This is a genomic window from Acinetobacter chinensis, assembly GCF_002165375.2.
Lineage (GTDB): Bacteria > Pseudomonadota > Gammaproteobacteria > Pseudomonadales > Moraxellaceae > Acinetobacter > Acinetobacter chinensis.
Genome location: NZ_CP032134.1, coordinates 440,442 through 456,714, shown reverse-complemented (window position 1 = coordinate 456,714; position 16,273 = coordinate 440,442). Strand labels below are relative to the sequence as shown.

The 16,273-nt window shown below is 44.0% G+C and carries 11 protein-coding genes and 4 tRNA genes; 10 read left to right on the top strand and 5 right to left on the bottom strand.

Features of this window, described 5'->3' with window-relative positions; genetic code table 11:
* Window positions 1–481: 481 nt before the first annotated feature.
* Together CDG60_RS02950 and CDG60_RS02945 are read right to left on the bottom strand one after the other, a co-directional pair.
* Window positions 482–1,150 (bottom strand): HAD-IA family hydrolase, encoded by a 669-nt coding sequence (locus CDG60_RS02950; RefSeq protein WP_087512700.1) that lies wholly within the window; start codon window positions 1,148–1,150, stop codon window positions 482–484.
* Between the two features lie 253 nt (window positions 1,151–1,403).
* A complete protein-coding gene (locus CDG60_RS02945) occupies window positions 1,404–2,354 on the bottom strand; it encodes an RluA family pseudouridine synthase (RefSeq protein ID WP_087512699.1) in 951 nt (316 codons plus the stop codon).
* Between the two features lie 758 nt (window positions 2,355–3,112).
* Here CDG60_RS02945 and CDG60_RS02935 point away from each other — a divergent pair.
* The 6 genes from CDG60_RS02935 to CDG60_RS02910 all read left to right on the top strand — a co-directional run bounded on the left by CDG60_RS02935 (window position 3,113) and on the right by CDG60_RS02910 (window position 9,420).
* Window positions 3,113–6,442, top strand: coding sequence for an Rne/Rng family ribonuclease (locus CDG60_RS02935; protein ID WP_087512698.1), 3,330 nt, complete (start codon window positions 3,113–3,115; stop codon window positions 6,440–6,442).
* A 175-nt stretch (window positions 6,443–6,617) separates the two neighbouring features.
* Window positions 6,618–8,459 carry a long-chain-acyl-CoA synthetase gene (locus CDG60_RS02930; protein ID WP_087512697.1) on the top strand — a complete coding sequence of 614 codons (1,842 nt, stop codon included), beginning with the start codon at window positions 6,618–6,620 and terminating at the stop codon, window positions 8,457–8,459.
* Between the two features lie 128 nt (window positions 8,460–8,587).
* Window positions 8,588–8,663 (top strand) — tRNA-Lys (locus CDG60_RS02925).
* Window positions 8,664–8,779: 116 nt separating this feature from the next.
* Window positions 8,780–8,855, top strand: a tRNA-Lys gene (locus CDG60_RS02920).
* Between the two features lie 143 nt (window positions 8,856–8,998).
* Window positions 8,999–9,074, top strand: a tRNA-Lys gene (locus tag CDG60_RS02915).
* Between the two features lie 270 nt (window positions 9,075–9,344).
* A tRNA-Lys gene (locus CDG60_RS02910) sits at window positions 9,345–9,420 on the top strand.
* Window positions 9,421–9,474: 54 nt separating this feature from the next.
* On the opposite strand, the gene CDG60_RS02905 is transcribed toward CDG60_RS02910, so the two are convergent.
* A complete protein-coding gene (locus CDG60_RS02905) occupies window positions 9,475–10,110 on the bottom strand; it encodes a hypothetical protein (protein WP_160116957.1) in 636 nt (211 codons plus the stop codon).
* Window positions 10,111–10,407: 297 nt separating this feature from the next.
* Between CDG60_RS02905 and CDG60_RS02900 the strand changes: the two genes are divergently transcribed.
* Entirely contained in the window at window positions 10,408–10,677 is a 270-nt protein-coding gene (locus CDG60_RS02900; RefSeq protein WP_087512695.1) for a PspC domain-containing protein, read from the top strand.
* A 70-nt stretch (window positions 10,678–10,747) separates the two neighbouring features.
* On the opposite strand, the gene CDG60_RS02895 is transcribed toward CDG60_RS02900, so the two are convergent.
* Window positions 10,748–11,854, bottom strand: a complete 1,107-nt coding sequence (locus CDG60_RS02895; RefSeq protein WP_087512694.1) for an HPP family protein — start codon at window positions 11,852–11,854, stop codon at window positions 10,748–10,750.
* A 103-nt stretch (window positions 11,855–11,957) separates the two neighbouring features.
* Window positions 11,958–12,374, bottom strand: a complete 417-nt coding sequence (locus CDG60_RS02890) for a lysozyme inhibitor LprI family protein (protein WP_087512693.1) — start codon at window positions 12,372–12,374, stop codon at window positions 11,958–11,960.
* Window positions 12,375–12,398: 24 nt separating this feature from the next.
* On the opposite strand from CDG60_RS02890, the gene CDG60_RS02885 reads away from it, so the two are divergent.
* The 3 genes from CDG60_RS02885 to glyS all read left to right on the top strand — a co-directional run bounded on the left by CDG60_RS02885 (window position 12,399) and on the right by glyS (window position 16,034).
* Entirely contained in the window at window positions 12,399–12,740 is a 342-nt protein-coding gene (locus tag CDG60_RS02885) for a hypothetical protein (RefSeq protein WP_087512692.1), read from the top strand.
* A 232-nt stretch (window positions 12,741–12,972) separates the two neighbouring features.
* Complete coding sequence (glyQ, locus tag CDG60_RS02880; protein WP_087512691.1) at window positions 12,973–13,965, top strand: glycine--tRNA ligase subunit alpha; 993 nt, start codon at window positions 12,973–12,975, stop codon at window positions 13,963–13,965.
* Complete coding sequence (gene glyS / locus CDG60_RS02875) at window positions 13,965–16,034, top strand: glycine--tRNA ligase subunit beta (protein ID WP_087512690.1); 2,070 nt, start codon at window positions 13,965–13,967, stop codon at window positions 16,032–16,034. Before glyQ ends, glyS begins: the two co-directional genes overlap by 1 nt.
* The last annotated feature ends 239 nt before the right edge of the window (window positions 16,035–16,273 follow it).

Here is a 16,273-nt window from a genome sequence, read left to right as displayed (position 1 = left end):
TTCCTTAAACTGCAAAATGGACTGAATACCGTTTTAGATGGCTGAACCCCAGCATCAGCGAATGTGGGATTTTGCTTTGTATGAATCAGATCAATCTTTGCAGTTTCACTGCATCTGACCATGTATTTAAAACGTGTACTTTTATGAACAGTTTAAGCATCAATAAATTGCTGTTTTTGTGCCAATACTTATTTTATTTATGACAATAGTTAGAACCTATAAATTCACCGCAGTTTTTTATACCCATTTCACAAGACTTATAAATCAACAACAAACAAGACTGTTTCACTCAGAATTAGGAATATGGCTTTTTTTCAGGAAAACAGTATCTACGACTAAAAGCTAATACGAGGCTAAAAGAGCAACCCATTTTTTTAATTCAGATACAGGATGTGAATACAATGTTTCAGATATAAAAAAAAGAGCAAAACAAGTGGCTTTGCCCTTTTCAATGAGATGACAGATTGATCATTTCCAATACTTAAATCACTTGTTTAAGCTGGACCTGTTTAAGCAAAAAATCATGCAGTGCTTCGACATCATGAGCAATACTGAGCGGATTGAAACGCTGCAGAACTTCAATGCTATGCACCCCATAACTCACGCCGACACGTGGCATGGCAATATTTTTCGCCATTTCCAGATCATAGGAAGTATCACCGACCATAATCGCACGATCTGCCTGAATCCCTGTGTGCTGTAAAATTTCAGCTAACATCAACGGATCAGGTTTAGATTTAGTCTCACTTGCCGCACGGGTCACAGCGAACAGATCACGACTGTTCGTTTGCCCTAAAACACGATCTAAACCTTTACGGCTTTTACCTGTTGCCACTGCCAGTTTGATGTTTTTCGCATTCAGATCATTCAGCATTTCTGACACGCCTGCGAACCACTGATCTTCTGTAGAATGTGCAACATAATGATCGCCATAGGTTTTTAAAATTTCCGTATGCAGTTCAGGTACAGCTGGAAATAAAACCTGAGCCACTTCAGGTAAACCTAAACCAATAATACTTTTTGCAGCGTCATCCGTTAAAGGCTGTTCAAATTGCTGTGCTGCAAATTTCAGACTCGCCACAATCTGCCCGACAGAATCAAACAGTGTCCCATCCCAGTCAAAAATAATCAGTTCTACAGGTTTTTGCATGTTTATTTCCAATAAGTTCCCTCTCCTCTCAGGAGAGGGTTAGGGAGAGGTGAAGCCTAAATTTGACTCTTTCTTACATCCCTTCCCATCAGGAAGATAAAGAGTTCTCCTTTAAAAAAAGGAGAGAGGACCTTTCATTATTCGACAAATACTATCAATTTTAAAATTGAAATCCCCTCTCCTGAGCAAGTTTTAAAGCACTGCTTTAAAACGAAGTGCAAGTAAGGGTTCGGGAGAGGTAAAAAGCTATTAATTAAACAACAGGCTTATCCGCTTTCTGCGATCTTAACTGCGCCACCAGACTCTGCATATCTTCAGGCAAAGGCGCTTCAATCGTTTCATAACCCGGAATTTCCAGACGCATCGCATGCAAACACAAACGACGTGGATTAGGTCCACGATACTCAGTTTCATGACCATACTTATCATCCCCAACCAGCGGATGACCAATACTCAAACCATGTACACGAATCTGATGGGTACGCCCAGAAAGCGGTGAAGCATACACCAGCGTCGCATGCATAAAGCGTTCAGTAACTTTCCATTGTGTCTTAGAATCTTTACCGTCTTTTGACACACGTACACGACGTTCACCATTGGCCAGTTCATAACGTAGCAATGGCTGATCGATCAGCTGATTATCCAGACTGACCTGACCTTTAACGATTGCAGCATAGGTTTTCTGAATTTTGTGCTCACGCAGCAAATCCTGTAAGGTTTTTAAAGTACTACGCTTTTTAGAAATCATCACCAGACCTGAAGTATCACGGTCAATACGGTGAATCAATTCTAAATATTTTTTACCTGTCGCAGCACGCAAGCCTTCAATCAGACCATACGCCACACCACTGCCACCATGTACAGCAATGCCTGAAGGTTTATTGACCACCATCAGACCTTCATCCTCATAAACCACACGGGTTAACAGACTTTGTGCCACTTTATCTGACACCGGTACAGCACTTTCATCTTTCTGTTCAAAGCGGATCGGCGCAACACGGATCTGATCACCAATGGCAAGCTTCGTTTCAGCTTTAACGCGCTTTTTATTGACCCGAACCTGACCTTCACGGATCAGTCGGTAAATACGGCTTTTCGGCACACCTTTAAGACGGGAAAACAGAAAATTATCAATCCGTTGCCCTTCCTGGTGTTCATCCACTTCAAACCAGGTGACACTTTGCCAATCTTGCGTAGAATTCATACAGTTATGATGACCCAATAAAACGAAATTTTGATTAAAAAATGACCATTTAGACTATACTTTTCATACAAATTCACGGTATAGCCCATAGGCAGATGATGCAAGGTTTGCTATAGTCAGCGCACGGAAACCACCGAAGTGTAAAAATTTAATGCTGCCTGTGAAACAGGAACAACCGCTTAAATTTAAAACCCACCCAGAATCGGAAAGGTCCTTAAAGAATTATGCCGACGCCGAAGGCTTATTATATCGGCAAAAAAGCAGACTGTTGCGTTTAATTGTACCTCAGGTACATAAATCAGTCTGCCCAGAAAAATATGTCGCCAGTCTCAGACTGGTTTTAAACGTAAACTGATACAGAACAGATCAGTCGCTCCCTGACGTTACATTCAGGCTACGGCGTTGATGTACTGGAACTGCACAGATTGTAAAGATACGACGATAATTCCGTATCAAGATACTCTATCAGTTCATGAAGAGATGATCTTCGAGCATTGTGACAGTGAAAGTTGCATTACATCCAGTACACCGCCAGTCCGCCAGTGAATCACGCAGGAACTTTAACCGTTTAAAGGTGAAGTGCGCAAAGTCATCATCAGAACGTCAATCATGTACCAGACCCATAACTTAAGGCTGGTCGTTCTGTTCAGACATCTACAGTCATACTGTAAGTAGTCTGCACAGCTGATCCGTATATCTGATGTCCTCTGCGTAAAAGGCGGATCGTCTGTTGTGTATCACTATTAGGTGTTACACCCATGAAACGTATGTTGATTAATGCAACACATGCCGAAGAGATTCGCGTTGCACTTGTCACTGGTCAGCGTCTTTACGATTTCGATCTTGAAAATCGTACCCGTGAACAAAAAAAATCCAATATCTATAAAGGTCATGTGACCCGTGTAGAGCCTTCTCTTGAAGCCGTATTCGTTGAATATGGAGCACAGCGCCAGGGCTTCCTGTCCATGCGTGAGATTGCAAATTCTTACTTCAAGGCAGATCCACGTCAGACTTCAAACATCCGTGAACTGATCACTGAAGGTACTGAACTGCTGGTTCAGGTCGAAAAAGAAGAACGTGGCAACAAAGGTGCTGCCCTGTCCACGTTTATTTCTCTTGCTGGCCGTTATCTGGTTCTTATGCCAAACAACCCGAAAGGTGGCGGTATCAGCCGTCAGATTTCAGGTTCTGTCCGTGAAGAACTCAAAGAAATGCTGGCAGCACTGAATGTACCCCGCGGTATGAGCGTGATTGTCCGTACAGCAGGTATCGGTCGTTCTCAGGAAGAACTTCAGCTCGATCTTCAGCATCTGCTGGACTTATGGGCTCAGATTCAGAGCACTTCATCTTCAGGTCCATCTCCGATGCTGGTTCACCAGGAAGCCGGCGTTGTGACCCGTGCAATCCGTGATTATCTGCGTGATGATGTTGCTGAAATCCTGATTGACTCTGAGCAGGCTTATAACGAAGCATATAACTTTGTTAAAGCAGTCATGCCAAGTCAGTTGGACAAACTGAAAACTTACACGCTGAATGAGCCGCTATTTGCTCACTTTGGTATTGAAAGTCAGATTCAGACTGCCTATGAACGTGAAGTAAAACTTCCTTCAGGTGGTTCTATTGTCATTGACCAGACAGAAGCACTGGTTTCAATTGACATCAACTCTGCAAAATCCACACGTGGTCATGACGTAGAAGAAACTGCGCTGAACACCAACCTGGAAGCAGCAGAAGAAATTGCACGTCAGTTACGTCTACGTGATATCGGTGGTCTGGTTGTCATTGACTTTATTGATATGACCAAAGACCGTAACCAGCGTATGGTTGAAGCCAAACTTCGTGAAGCGACCCAGAGTGACCGCGCACGTATTCAGTTCGGTCAGCTGTCACGTTTTGGTTTAATGGAAATGAGCCGTCAGCGCTTACGCCCATCGCTTGAAGAAGCGACCGGTTATGTCTGCCCTCGCTGTCATGGCACAGGCATGGTTCGTGACCTGCGTTCTCTGTCCCTTTCCATCATGCGTAAAGTAGAAGAAATTGCACTTCGTGAACGTCATGGTGAAGTTCAGGTGGAAGTACCGGTTGAAATCGCTGCATTCCTCCTGAATGAAAAGCGTCACAGCCTTGTTTACCTGGAACAGACTTCAAATGTTCGTGTGACTGTATTACCACACCCACATTTAGAAACACCGCATTACGAAATTTCGTATAACCCTGAAGGTTTTGCTCCAACCAGTTACGAGCGTACAGAAGCAACCCGTTCAAGCGAAAAAGAACTGGGTTATGAAGCATCTGAATGGCACCTGGAAGAAGAACAGCATTTTGCTCAGACCGCTGCACCTCAGACTGAAAAAGGGCAAAAGAAAAAGCCTGCTCAGCAACAGTCTGCAGCAGCTGCATCTGTACAGCCATCAGCTGCTGCACAGTCTGCAAGCCCATGTGCATGGCTTGAAAATCTGTTCGTTCAGAAACAGGCTGCAACTGTAGATCAGTCCCGTACAGCAAACAATGCTGCGGCTGCGATTGAGCAGATGGTAAATAACGGCTCTGTCAGCCGTGGTCAGATGGGACAGATCAGTACTGCTCCTGCCCAGACAGCCGCGGCTGCACCTTCTGCAGGAAATGCCTACCTGGTACCAAGCACTGTTCAGAAGCCTGAACAGCGTGAGCAACCTGAAAAGCATGCTGACAAAGACGAAAGAAGTCAGCGTAACAATAAAAAACAGCGTAACAACAAGCACAGAGAATCACGTGAGCAACAGACTGAACAGAATACAGTCGTTGAAGAAGTGGTTCAGGTAACCCGTCAGGAGCAACGCCAAGAACAGCGTCAGGAAGCCCGTGACAACCGTCGTCAGGCTCGCCGTCAGCAAAACGACCAACAGCCACAGGCTGCTGAACAGAACGAACAGCAGAATGCCGTTCCCCGTCGTGACCGTCGCCAGCAGCGCCCTGAGCGTCCAAACCGTCACCGTGACCAGAGTGTTCTGAATGAGCCGCAAAATGCAGCTCCTGCAGCACAACCAGCTGACAACCAGCTGCCTAAAGTAGAAGTATTTGACGCACCTAAGCAGGATGTCATTTCTACTGCACTCGTGGTCAATGTTGAACAGGCTAAAAGTGAAATTATTGCACTGAACAGTAACGTTCAGGTCACTGAAACACCTGAGGTACAACAGGCCATTCAGGCAATGGCTGTTGCCAAAGCTGCTGAAATTCAGCCTGAAGAACCGCAGAATCAACCTGAAACAGCTCAGGCTCATGAAGAGCAGAAACCTCGTCAGCCTGTAAAACGCGCAAGCAATGACCCTCGTCAACGCCAGCGTCAACAGCGCCAGGCTCAGAACCAGAAAGCTGCTCCTGCACCACAACTGCGTCCTTCTCAGGTACCAACCCTGGGTCTGTACACCATCAGCAGTCTGATCCGCCATGTTTATGGTGATGACTGTGCGGTACTGATTGAACAGTTCGGTTTAATCCCAACATTCAATCGTGCATTGGAGAAGTTTACTTCTGAATATGCAGCAAGTCTGAGTGCTCAGCCTGAAGCAACTGCTGAAGCTGAGAGAAAACCGGTCACCCGTGATGCAAGCATCACTAAGGCTGCACCAGAAGCTGAACCAGCACCTGTACTTGATCTGACACCACCTAAACCGGAGTCAGACAAACGTGTAGCCAACGATCCTCGTGAACGTCGTCGTCTGGCTAAACAGGCTGCCGAACAGGCACGTAAAGCACAGACTGAGGAGACAGCAGCACCTGCAGCTGAATCCGTTGAACCCCCTGTTCAGGAAGTCGCTGAACCTGCTCCTGCTTTAGAAACACCGGTTGCAGCAGTGACTGAGCCTGAAGTTTCTGCAACTACTGAGACTGTGGAAGCATCAACTCCTGCTGAACCTGTTCAGGCAGAGCTTGAAGTGGAAGCTCCAGCAGAGGTCGCACTAGCTCCTGAAGCTGTGGTTGAAGCTGAAACAGCATCTGCTGATGCAGCAAGCGAAGAAAAAGCGAAAGACGATAAAGACAAACAGGCTCGCCCTCGTCGCCCTCGTGGTCGTCCACCAAAGAAAGCAACACCTGCTGCTGAGTAATTCATTTGCTCAATTGCAGCTGAATAAAAAAACCCGGTCATTCATATGATCGGGTTTTTTTGATATTTTTTGTCAGATTAGGTTGATTGCACTGGACTGAAACGATTAAAAGAACAAGTGTATATTCACTATGCCCAATGACCGTACGGACTACGCAAAAATAAACAGGATTCACATGAGTCAAACAACACAAAATGATCTTATCGGTATCGCAGACGTTGCTGCAAAAATACCAGGCCTTATCCGCAAAGTTCCTAACTTATTAAATGGTCTGAAACAGGCCTATCTGCGTACGCCTGCCACACCGGCAGGTTTGGGGCTGGCGTTTGAAAAGACCGCGAAACATAATCCTCATGGTATTGCACTGCTGTTTGAAGATCAAAAATATACCTACCAGGATCTGAACAGCTGGGCTAACCAGATTGGTCATTTTTATCTTTCCATGGGTGCCCGCCGAGGCGATGTCATTGCCGTCATTATTGAAAACAGACCTGAGCTGATTGCAACAGTCATTGCCCTGGCTAAAATTGGCGTGACGGTTGCACTTGTAAACACCTCTCAGGTCGGAAAAGTACTGGCTCACAGCATTAACCTGGTCAAACCGATTGCTGTGATTACCGGTGAAGAATGCCGTACCGCTGTGGATGATGTCCGCTCTGAACTGCTGATTGCAGCGGATCGCTTCTTCTGGGTTGCCGACCAGGATACTCTGAACAATCCTGGCAAAGCACCCAAAGGCTACATTAACCTTGCAGAAAAAGCCGATCAGTTTCCAAAATTCAACACCCCGACCACGCACAGCGTGCAGGGTAAAGATGGTCTTTTCTATATTTATACATCGGGTACAACCGGTCTGCCTAAAGCGGTTGTTTTCTCCAACAGCCGATGGACACTGGCGTATGGAACCTATGGGCACGTACTGAATCTGAATGAAAATGATGTCATGTACTGCACCCTGCCGCTTTACCACGCAACAGGCATGGTCGTGTGCTGGTGTGGTGTGATTGCAGGCGGTGCGACACTTGCCATCCGACGTAAATATTCAACCTCAGGTTTCTGGAGCGATGTTCAGAAATTTGATGCCTCGGCTATCGGCTATGTGGGTGAACTGTGCCGCTACCTGATGGATGCCCCTCCATCAGACCTGGATCACAGCCATCGTGTCAGAAAAATGATTGGTAATGGCATGCGCCCGAATATCTGGGGCAAGTTCAAAGAACGCTTTGGCGTGGAAGAAATTCTTGAACTCTATGCATCCAGCGAAGGCAACGTCGGTTTCAGTAATATTTTCAACTTTGACAATACCGTGGGTTTCTCTCCGACACCGTATGCGATTATTGAGTTTGATAAAGAAAAAAATGAAGCTGTACACGACCCGAAAGGCTACTGTAAAAAGGTCAAAAAAGGCGAAGTAGGCTTACTGGTCGGAAAAATCACCAGCCGCTCTCCATTTGATGGTTATACCGATCCTGAAAAAAACAAATCGGTCATCATGAAGGATGTCTTTAAAAAAGGCGATTCTTACTTCATTACAGGTGATCTGGTTCGTGATATCGGCTTCCGTCATGCACAGTTTGTTGACCGTTTAGGAGATACATTCCGCTGGAAAGGTGAAAATGTCTCCACCACTGAAGTGGAAAACATGGTCAGTGAATACGATAAGATTGCAGAAGCAGTCGTATATGGTGTGGAAATTCCTGAAACCAATGGTCGCGCAGGTATGGCAGCCATCACGCTGGCGGATGGTGCAGAACTGGATGAACAGGATCTGAGTCAGATGCTGTCAGAGTTCAAAAAACATCTGCCTGCTTATGCCGTCCCAGTGTTTTTAAGAGTTCAGAAACAGGTTGAAACAACAGGTACCTTTAAGTATCAGAAAAACAAACTGAAAGAACAGGCTTATGACCCAGAAAAAACAGATGAACGGTTACTGGTTCTTCTGCCGGGTGCTACAGCTTACTGCGATATCAACCCTGAAATTTATGCCAGCATTCAGGCATATAAATACCGTTTCTAAAAAAATGGCGCACATTTTTTGAGTTCACGGCACAAAGTTGTTGTATTTATAATCAAACATCAACAACTTTGTGATTTTTTACTTGCGCTCAAACCATATCTTGCTACAATACGCTCCATCAAATAGATGGGTCGTTAGCTCAGCTGGTAGAGCAGCGGACTTTTAATCCGTTGGTCCCGCGTTCGAATCGCGGACGACCCACCATTTATTTGTTTAGGCTTTCCTGAAAGCAGTTAGATTGCATATGTTATCTAACATCCAAGACTACGCGCTTCGCTTGTCTTGCAAAAATTTTAAAATGTTATTTTAAAATTTTCTCAGGGTCGTTAGCTCAGCTGGTAGAGCAGCGGACTTTTAATCCGTTGGTCCCGCGTTCGAATCGCGGACGACCCACCATTTATTTGTAAAATCTAATTTTACAATGCCTGTTTAGGATATTAATCCGAAATTGCAAATGTAGGAATATTTCATATCCCTATAGAAAATCACAGATTTTCTCTTGCGTTCGGGTGAAACGTTGTTTCACACATCCTCACTCAGGGTCGTTAGCTCAGCTGGTAGAGCAGCGGACTTTTAATCCGTTGGTCCCGCGTTCGAATCGCGGACGACCCACCATTCTTTCTTAGGGCTTCTTTCTGTACTGCTTCAGTACGACAATAGAAATGAAACCTGCAAGTTCCGACCACGACCAAACATCTCCTTTCAGATGCTTCGCCATTCTCGAAATTTTGCTACATCGATGTTGCAGAGTATTGTGTTTAATGCACTTTGAAAAATCACTGATTTTTTCACCTGAAACAGAATACAACCTTTGCATACAACGATAGAAAATCATGGATTTTCTCTTGCGTTCGGACAAAACGTTGTTTTGTTTATCCTCACTCAGGGTTGTTAGCTCAGTTGGTAGAGCAGTAGACTCTTAATCTATTGGTCGTGGGTTCGAACCCCACACAACCCACCAGATGATTCTTCTCCATCCATCTGTCACATTTGCGTTTTAAAATGTGCAGGTGAATTATTTTTTATCCTTGATCAGTACATAATATTCCGAAGGCTGAGGATAGCCCCTGGCAAACAGTTCACGGTTCATAATATTTTCAGGGTTATTGATTTTATCCAGATTCATGATCAGGTTGCCTGACGGATCTATTTTAAAATAGAAATTTGCCCCTTCCACAAGATGTACAACCACTTCCTGTTCTGTTTCATTGACAAACCAGCTGTCTTTTCTGTAATTGATTGCAGAGTTATTTATTGTTTCATTCTGAGCATCAGCTACAATTTTCCCATAATGAATAATTGTTCTGTGCGCTGTTCCATCAGGCAACAGATTTAAAATGTATTCAGCACTGCCTTTATCACATCTTGCAAAATCATCATGGCAGGACATCCTGCCCATATAGCGACCTGCCAAAGGTTGCTCATAAGCTTTTATATCTCGCCCTGATACCCTGCCCTCATCCATAGGAACCAATGCCTTACCCGCCACATCTGTCAGCTTATGTGCATTTTCAGCATCCTGCCTCAGGGCGGATTCTGTATTATCCTGCCCTGCATTGTCACCAGTCGCAGTTTCCTGGTGCTGTGATGGACTGCACGCGATCAATCCCCAGCAAGCCAGGATCAGACACCCTGAATGGATATACTTCACACAATGCACATCAGGCACCTCAAAAGACAAATAAAAAATTTAAACCGTTAAAAAACTGATAAATACTCAATTTCAGGCTTTTCAATATATGTTACTCGTTACATATGATACTGAACCCTGCTTATTTTTATCATTTTCTGCCTGATTATTTTAATTTGAGTCTCCAGCTCAGAAAATGGGCTGTTACATAACAACACGTTTTTCGCATCACCCTCCCTTTAAAAAGAAGAAAAGTATCTCCATATAAAAAGTATGGCAGTTGACTGCCGATGACTGATTTCTCAAGAGGAGGCCTGCATGGCCAATATTGGTTTATATCGCTCTTATCGACAAAATATGGTTGCCGGTGTGATGGGAGGTATTGCTGAACGTTTTGGCTGGAATGCAAATTTACTGCGCATTATTTTTGTTCTGATTTCCATTATGAGCGCAGCTTTTCCAGGTATTCTGGTTTATCTCATTTTATGGTTGGTTATCCCGAAACAGAATGGATCAGATGCGCAAAATAATGGCTATGCACGACCTATTCGTACTGTTCAGAATGAATCAGGCTCAGACAGATACTGATCTACACTTACTTTTATTGATCCTTTTTACAGCTGTGCCTCCCTCCCCCGGGTGCACAGCTTCTTTTTGACTACTGTTTCAGTAATGTACTCAGCTGACGGTCAAGTACAGCAATCATATCTGCACGACTGATAATCCCCACCAGACGCTGCTGTTCCACCACCGGTATATAATTAAATGAACGTTCCACAAAATATGGAATCAGATCATGTACGGGCTGCATTGGCTGAACCGTAACGACCTTTTTACTCATGATATGCCTGACTTTATGTTCCCATCCTGCCTTAGGATCGGCTGCACGCTTAAACCACTCCACAACCTCGTACAATGCCAGTGTTCCCACCAGTCCCCCTTCAGCATTGATCACAGGCAGACTCATCAGATTCATATCTTTAAACTTGTTCAGCGCCAGGTGAATATCATCTTCAGCATGCAAACTGATCACATCACGGCTCATAATATCCTGACAGCAGAACTGACTGACCGCTCTGGCACTGGCTTTTTCCTGCGCCTGTAAAATGATTTTCTGTAAATCATATTCACTGATATCGAGCAGCTCTGTCTGCTGATCCAGGACCTCCTGAATGTCTTTAGGCTGAATACTGACTTTCTGCGTTGGTGTCGGATCTTTGGAGCGGGTATTGACCTGAGCCACCTGGGGATACTGTTTGCCGAGCATACGATTAAAAATAATCGCGACAACCAGCAGTAAAACTGAATTTAACAGAACGGGATAGAAAATAAAGGCATAACCCAGCTGATGCACAGGCTCTCCACCCAGTACGGCTGTTATTGCCACCGCACCACTGGGTGGATGCAGTGAATCTGTAGTCATCATCAGAAAAATGGACAGAGCAACCGCTATACTGAATGCTTCTGTCTGACCTGGAATGTACATGGCACAGGTCACGCCAATCACTCCAGCAATGACATTGCCTACCACCATGTTCCAGGGCTGAGCCAAAGGACTGGCAGGTACAGCAAACAACAATACGGATGATGCACCCATTGGAGCGATATACCATGCATTGAAACCACCCAGCACATACCAGCTGATGAATGATGATATTGCCAGTCCCAGTAATGCCCCGATTCCACACAGCAATCGTTCTTTCAGCGGTAAAACTTTAAAATTGGGTTTTAAGGTATTTAACCATTCAAGCTGAGTATGAAACACGGTATTCCTTTGTTTTACACATTTGAGCCGCAATTATACGGTGTTGTTCCCATAAGATATATTTAATATCCATCTTCATTTTAAAATGACTGATATATCAGGACTATTCACCTAAATATTCCTGCAGTTGATCCACTCTGTTCTTATATTCGACCATCGGGCAGAACTCGTACATGGGAGAACCCACATAAGCCCCTGCATTTCTGCATTCCTGATCAATATAACTTTTCCATAAGCGTTGCGATTTTAAAATATCTGTGTAACGCTCAGGTTGCTGATATTCCTGACTTTGCTTTTTAATCCGATCCAGCAGACTGACGATCTGCTTTTCATAAATGCTGCGACTGTGATTACTGCATGCGCTCACCACACCGTTATTGATTCCCTGTAACTTCATTTTATCAATCATGCTGTCTACACACTGGCTGTAAACATCATCATCCTTATCAGTCTGCGCCAGCACCATCTGACTGAAAAACAGACTGGTGATCATGATTATTTTCAAGCATACTCTTTTCATACTGACCCTTTTTATAATTTTTCCATGCCTGACTATAGCAAAGAAACCATCATCAAATCGCTGTTGCTGGCTCCCTGCGCTCTGCTCATTCTTCTGACTTTGTCTTTTATGTATCTGAATAATGAATTCAGATTTCAGTCCATTCCGTTTATTCTGGCAGCGAATGCACTGATTTATTGCATTTACTGTGTTTTTACTGTCCCGATCAGCTATACCTGCTCCATGCTGCTGGCAGGAAAAAATCAGTTGAATATCGTCACGATTATCCCTGGTTCATTGCTGACCTGCTTTCTGATTACCTTCATGGGTTATCTGATTTTTACACACAGCCTGCCAGAACCATTGTCCCGACTGTTTACAGACTAGTTTTTTTACAGTTTTGCTGTTTTACCGGTTTTTGTTACTGGGGCTTGCTGCACTATTTTCAACGGAAGTCCTCACAGGCTCCAAACGCATAAATCTAATCCACCCAATATGTTCGCCAGCTTTATTATGCGGTGAATAAAATTCGGCTGTTACTTCCCTATACCCTTTGCCACTCTCCCCCAAAATCCTTATACTTAGAACCAATTTTTCTAATACTTATAGTGGATGCTGCATGAGTCGCGCCATATCGCATATTGATACATTCCAGGGCTTAATTCTTGCCTTACAAAACTATTGGGCTGAACAAGGTTGTGTAGTGTTACAACCTTACGATATGGAAATGGGTGCAGGGACATTCCACACTGCAACATTCTTACGTGCACTGGGTCCTGAAACATGGAACGCAGCATATGTTCAACCCTCACGTCGTCCTAAAGACGGCCGTTATGGTGAAAACCCGAACCGTTTACAGCACTATTACCAGTTCCAGGTCGTACTTAAGCCAAACCCTGACAACATTCAACAATTGTACCTGGACTCTTTAGAAGCGATTGGTATTGATACACTGACTCACGACATCCGTTTCGTAGAAGACAACTGGGAATCTCCAACACTTGGGGCTTGGGGCTTAGGTTGGGAAGTTTGGCTTAACGGTATGGAAGTGACTCAGTTCACTTACTTCCAGCAAGTCGGTGGTGTTGAATGCTACCCTGTCACAGGTGAAATCACTTACGGTCTTGAACGTTTGGCAATGTACCTGCAAGGTGTAGATTCAGTTTATGACCTCGTTTGGACCAAAGGTCAGTTCGGTACAGTGACTTACGGTGACGTATTCCATCAAAATGAAGTTGAACAATCAACTTATAACTTTGAATATGCCAACGTCGAAAAAATGTTTGAGCTGTTCGATTTCTACGAAGCTGAAGCAACTCGCTTAATGGAAGCTGAACTTCCACTTCCTGCATACGAACAAGTCATCAAAGCATCACACAGCTTTAACTTGCTCGATGCTCGTGGTGCAATTTCTGTAACTGAACGTCAACGCTATATTTTACGTGTTCGTACTTTGGCACGTTCTATTGCACAAAGTTATGTGGCTGCACGTGCAAAACTTGGTTTCCCAATGGCTGAACCACATTTACGTGATGAAGTATTGGCACAGTTAAAAGCACAAGTCGAAAGCGACGCAAAAGCTGAGCAAGTTGAATCTAAGGAGAGCAAATAATGTCTAAACATACAGTATTGTTCGAATTAGGCTGTGAAGAACTTCCACCTAAAAGCTTAAAAACTTTACGTGATGCATTACAAGCTGAAACTGTAAAAGGTTTAAACGAAGCAGGCTTGGCGTTCGATTCTATCGAAGCCTATGCTGCACCACGTCGTTTGGCATTGAAAATTGTCAATGTGGACGGCGCTCAAGCAGATACACAAAAACGTTTCGATGGTCCTGCAAAACAAGCGGCGTTTGATGCTGAAGGCAAACCAACCAAAGCACTTGAAGGCTTTATGCGTGGTCAAGGCATCACGGTTGATCAAGTCACCACTTTCCAAGCAGGTAAAGTTGAAAAAGTTTGTTATTTAAAAGATGTTCAAGGTCAAAGCCTTGACGTTTTATTGCCACAAATTTTACAAACAGCGTTGGACAATCTTCCAATTGCAAAACGTATGCGTTCAGCGGCAAGCCGTACTGAATTCGTTCGCCCTGTAAAATGGGTTGTATTGTTAAAAGATAATGATGTTGTTGATGCAACGATTCAGGATCACAAAGCAGGCAATGTGACTTATGGACATCGTTTCCATGCGCCTGAAGCGATTACTTTGGCAAATGCAGAAGACTATTTACCGAAATTAAAAGCAGCGCATGTTGTGGCTTCTTTTGAAGAACGCCAAGCCATCATTGACCAACAAGTCAAAGCACTTGCGGATGAAGTGAATGCAATTGCGATCGTACCAAGTGACTTACGTGACGAAGTGACTGCATTGGTTGAATGGCCTGTTGCACTTCGTGCAAGTTTTGAAGAGCGTTTCCTTGCTGTTCCGCAAGAAGCGTTAATCACAACAATGCAAGACAACCAAAAGTATTTCTGTTTGGTGAATGCGGACAATAAACTTCAGCCTTATTTCATTACCGTTTCAAATATTGAGTCTAAAGATCCGACCCAAATCATTGAAGGGAATGAGAAAGTTGTACGTCCTCGTTTATCTGATGCTGAGTTCTTCTTCTTACAGGATCAAAAGCAACCGCTTGCATCTCGTAAAGAAAAATTAGCCAATATGGTGTTTCAAGCTCAATTGGGTACGTTGTGGAATAAATCTGAACGTATTGCAAAACTGGCTGTGGCTTTATCTGCAATCACAGGTGCAAACCCTGCTGATGCTGAAAAAGCAGCTTTACTTGCTAAATGCGATTTAACTTCTGAACTGGTGGGTGAATTCCCAGAACTTCAAGGGATTGCGGGTACTTACTACGCACGTATTGAAGGCGAAAATGATGAAGTTGCGGAAGCTTTAGGTGAACAATATTTACCTAAGTTTGCAGGTGATGTTTTACCACAGACTAAGACAGGTACTACGATTGCTCTTGCGGATCGTTTAGATACCCTCACAGGTATTTTCGGGATCGGTCAAGCACCGACAGGTTCTAAAGATCCGTTTGCTTTACGTCGTTCTGCGATTGGTATCTTGCGTCTGGTGACTGAAAACAATCTTGATGTTTCGATTGAAGAATTGATCAAGCTTGCTCTAACTGCGTATGGCGATGTGATCAAAGATCATGACAAGACTCTGGCGGATGCAGTTGCATTCCTTGAAGGTCGCTATCGTGCCAAGTATGAAGACCAAGGTGTTGCGGTTGATGTGATTCAAGCGGTTCAAGCGCTTTCTCCAAAATCTCCTTTAGATTTTGATAAGCGTGTGAATGCGGTAAATCATTTCCGTGACTTGCCTGAAGCTGCTGCACTTGCTGCTGCAAATAAGCGTGTTGCGAATATCTTAGCGAAAGAAGCTGCGCCTACAGGTGAAATCGTTGAATCCAAGTTAGTTGAAGATGCTGAAAAGGCACTTTATGCAGAAATTCAAAAATTGCTTCCTGTGGTTCAACCGCTTTTGGCTGCTAAAGATTATACAGAAGCGCTGTCTAAACTTGCTGCTTTACGTGCGCCGATTGATGCATTCTTTGATAGTGTGATGGTCATGGCTGAAGATGCTGAGTTGAAAGCAAACCGTTTGCGTATTCTTGCGCAGTTGCGTGATCTGTTTACAAGTGTTGCTGATATTTCGGTGTTGCAGCACTAAGCTGAATATTTGAAATAAAAATAAAACCCTACTTTAATAAGTGGGGTTTTTATTTGCATTATATCCAGTGAATCCCTCAAAACTCGCTGTAATCATAAAAATTCCATACCCCTACCCTATACATCACAGCAATCTGCTGAAACAGGATTTCTTCCTTATAAACAACAGGAACAATTCAGCAAAATTTCCCTCAGCTTTGGAAAAACTATAGGCATTTTTATCGCAATTTCATATACTCA

What these genes read in the sequence shown, in the direction of transcription:
- CDG60_RS02950 (WP_087512700.1), bottom strand. Translation starts at nt 1,150, where the DNA reads ATGCAAAAACCTGTAGAACTGATTATTTTTGACTGGGATGGGACACTG.
- CDG60_RS02945 (WP_087512699.1), bottom strand. Translation starts at nt 2,354, where the DNA reads ATGAATTCTACGCAAGATTGGCAAAGTGTCACCTGGTTTGAAGTGGAT.
- CDG60_RS02935 (WP_087512698.1), top strand. Translation starts at nt 3,113, where the DNA reads ATGAAACGTATGTTGATTAATGCAACACATGCCGAAGAGATTCGCGTT.
- CDG60_RS02930 (WP_087512697.1), top strand. Translation starts at nt 6,618, where the DNA reads ATGAGTCAAACAACACAAAATGATCTTATCGGTATCGCAGACGTTGCT.
- CDG60_RS02900 (WP_087512695.1), top strand. Translation starts at nt 10,408, where the DNA reads ATGGCCAATATTGGTTTATATCGCTCTTATCGACAAAATATGGTTGCC.
- CDG60_RS02890 (WP_087512693.1), bottom strand. Translation starts at nt 12,374, where the DNA reads ATGAAAAGAGTATGCTTGAAAATAATCATGATCACCAGTCTGTTTTTC.
- CDG60_RS02885 (WP_087512692.1), top strand. Translation starts at nt 12,399, where the DNA reads ATGCCTGACTATAGCAAAGAAACCATCATCAAATCGCTGTTGCTGGCT.
- glyQ (WP_087512691.1), top strand. Translation starts at nt 12,973, where the DNA reads ATGAGTCGCGCCATATCGCATATTGATACATTCCAGGGCTTAATTCTT.
- glyS (WP_087512690.1), top strand. Translation starts at nt 13,965, where the DNA reads ATGTCTAAACATACAGTATTGTTCGAATTAGGCTGTGAAGAACTTCCA.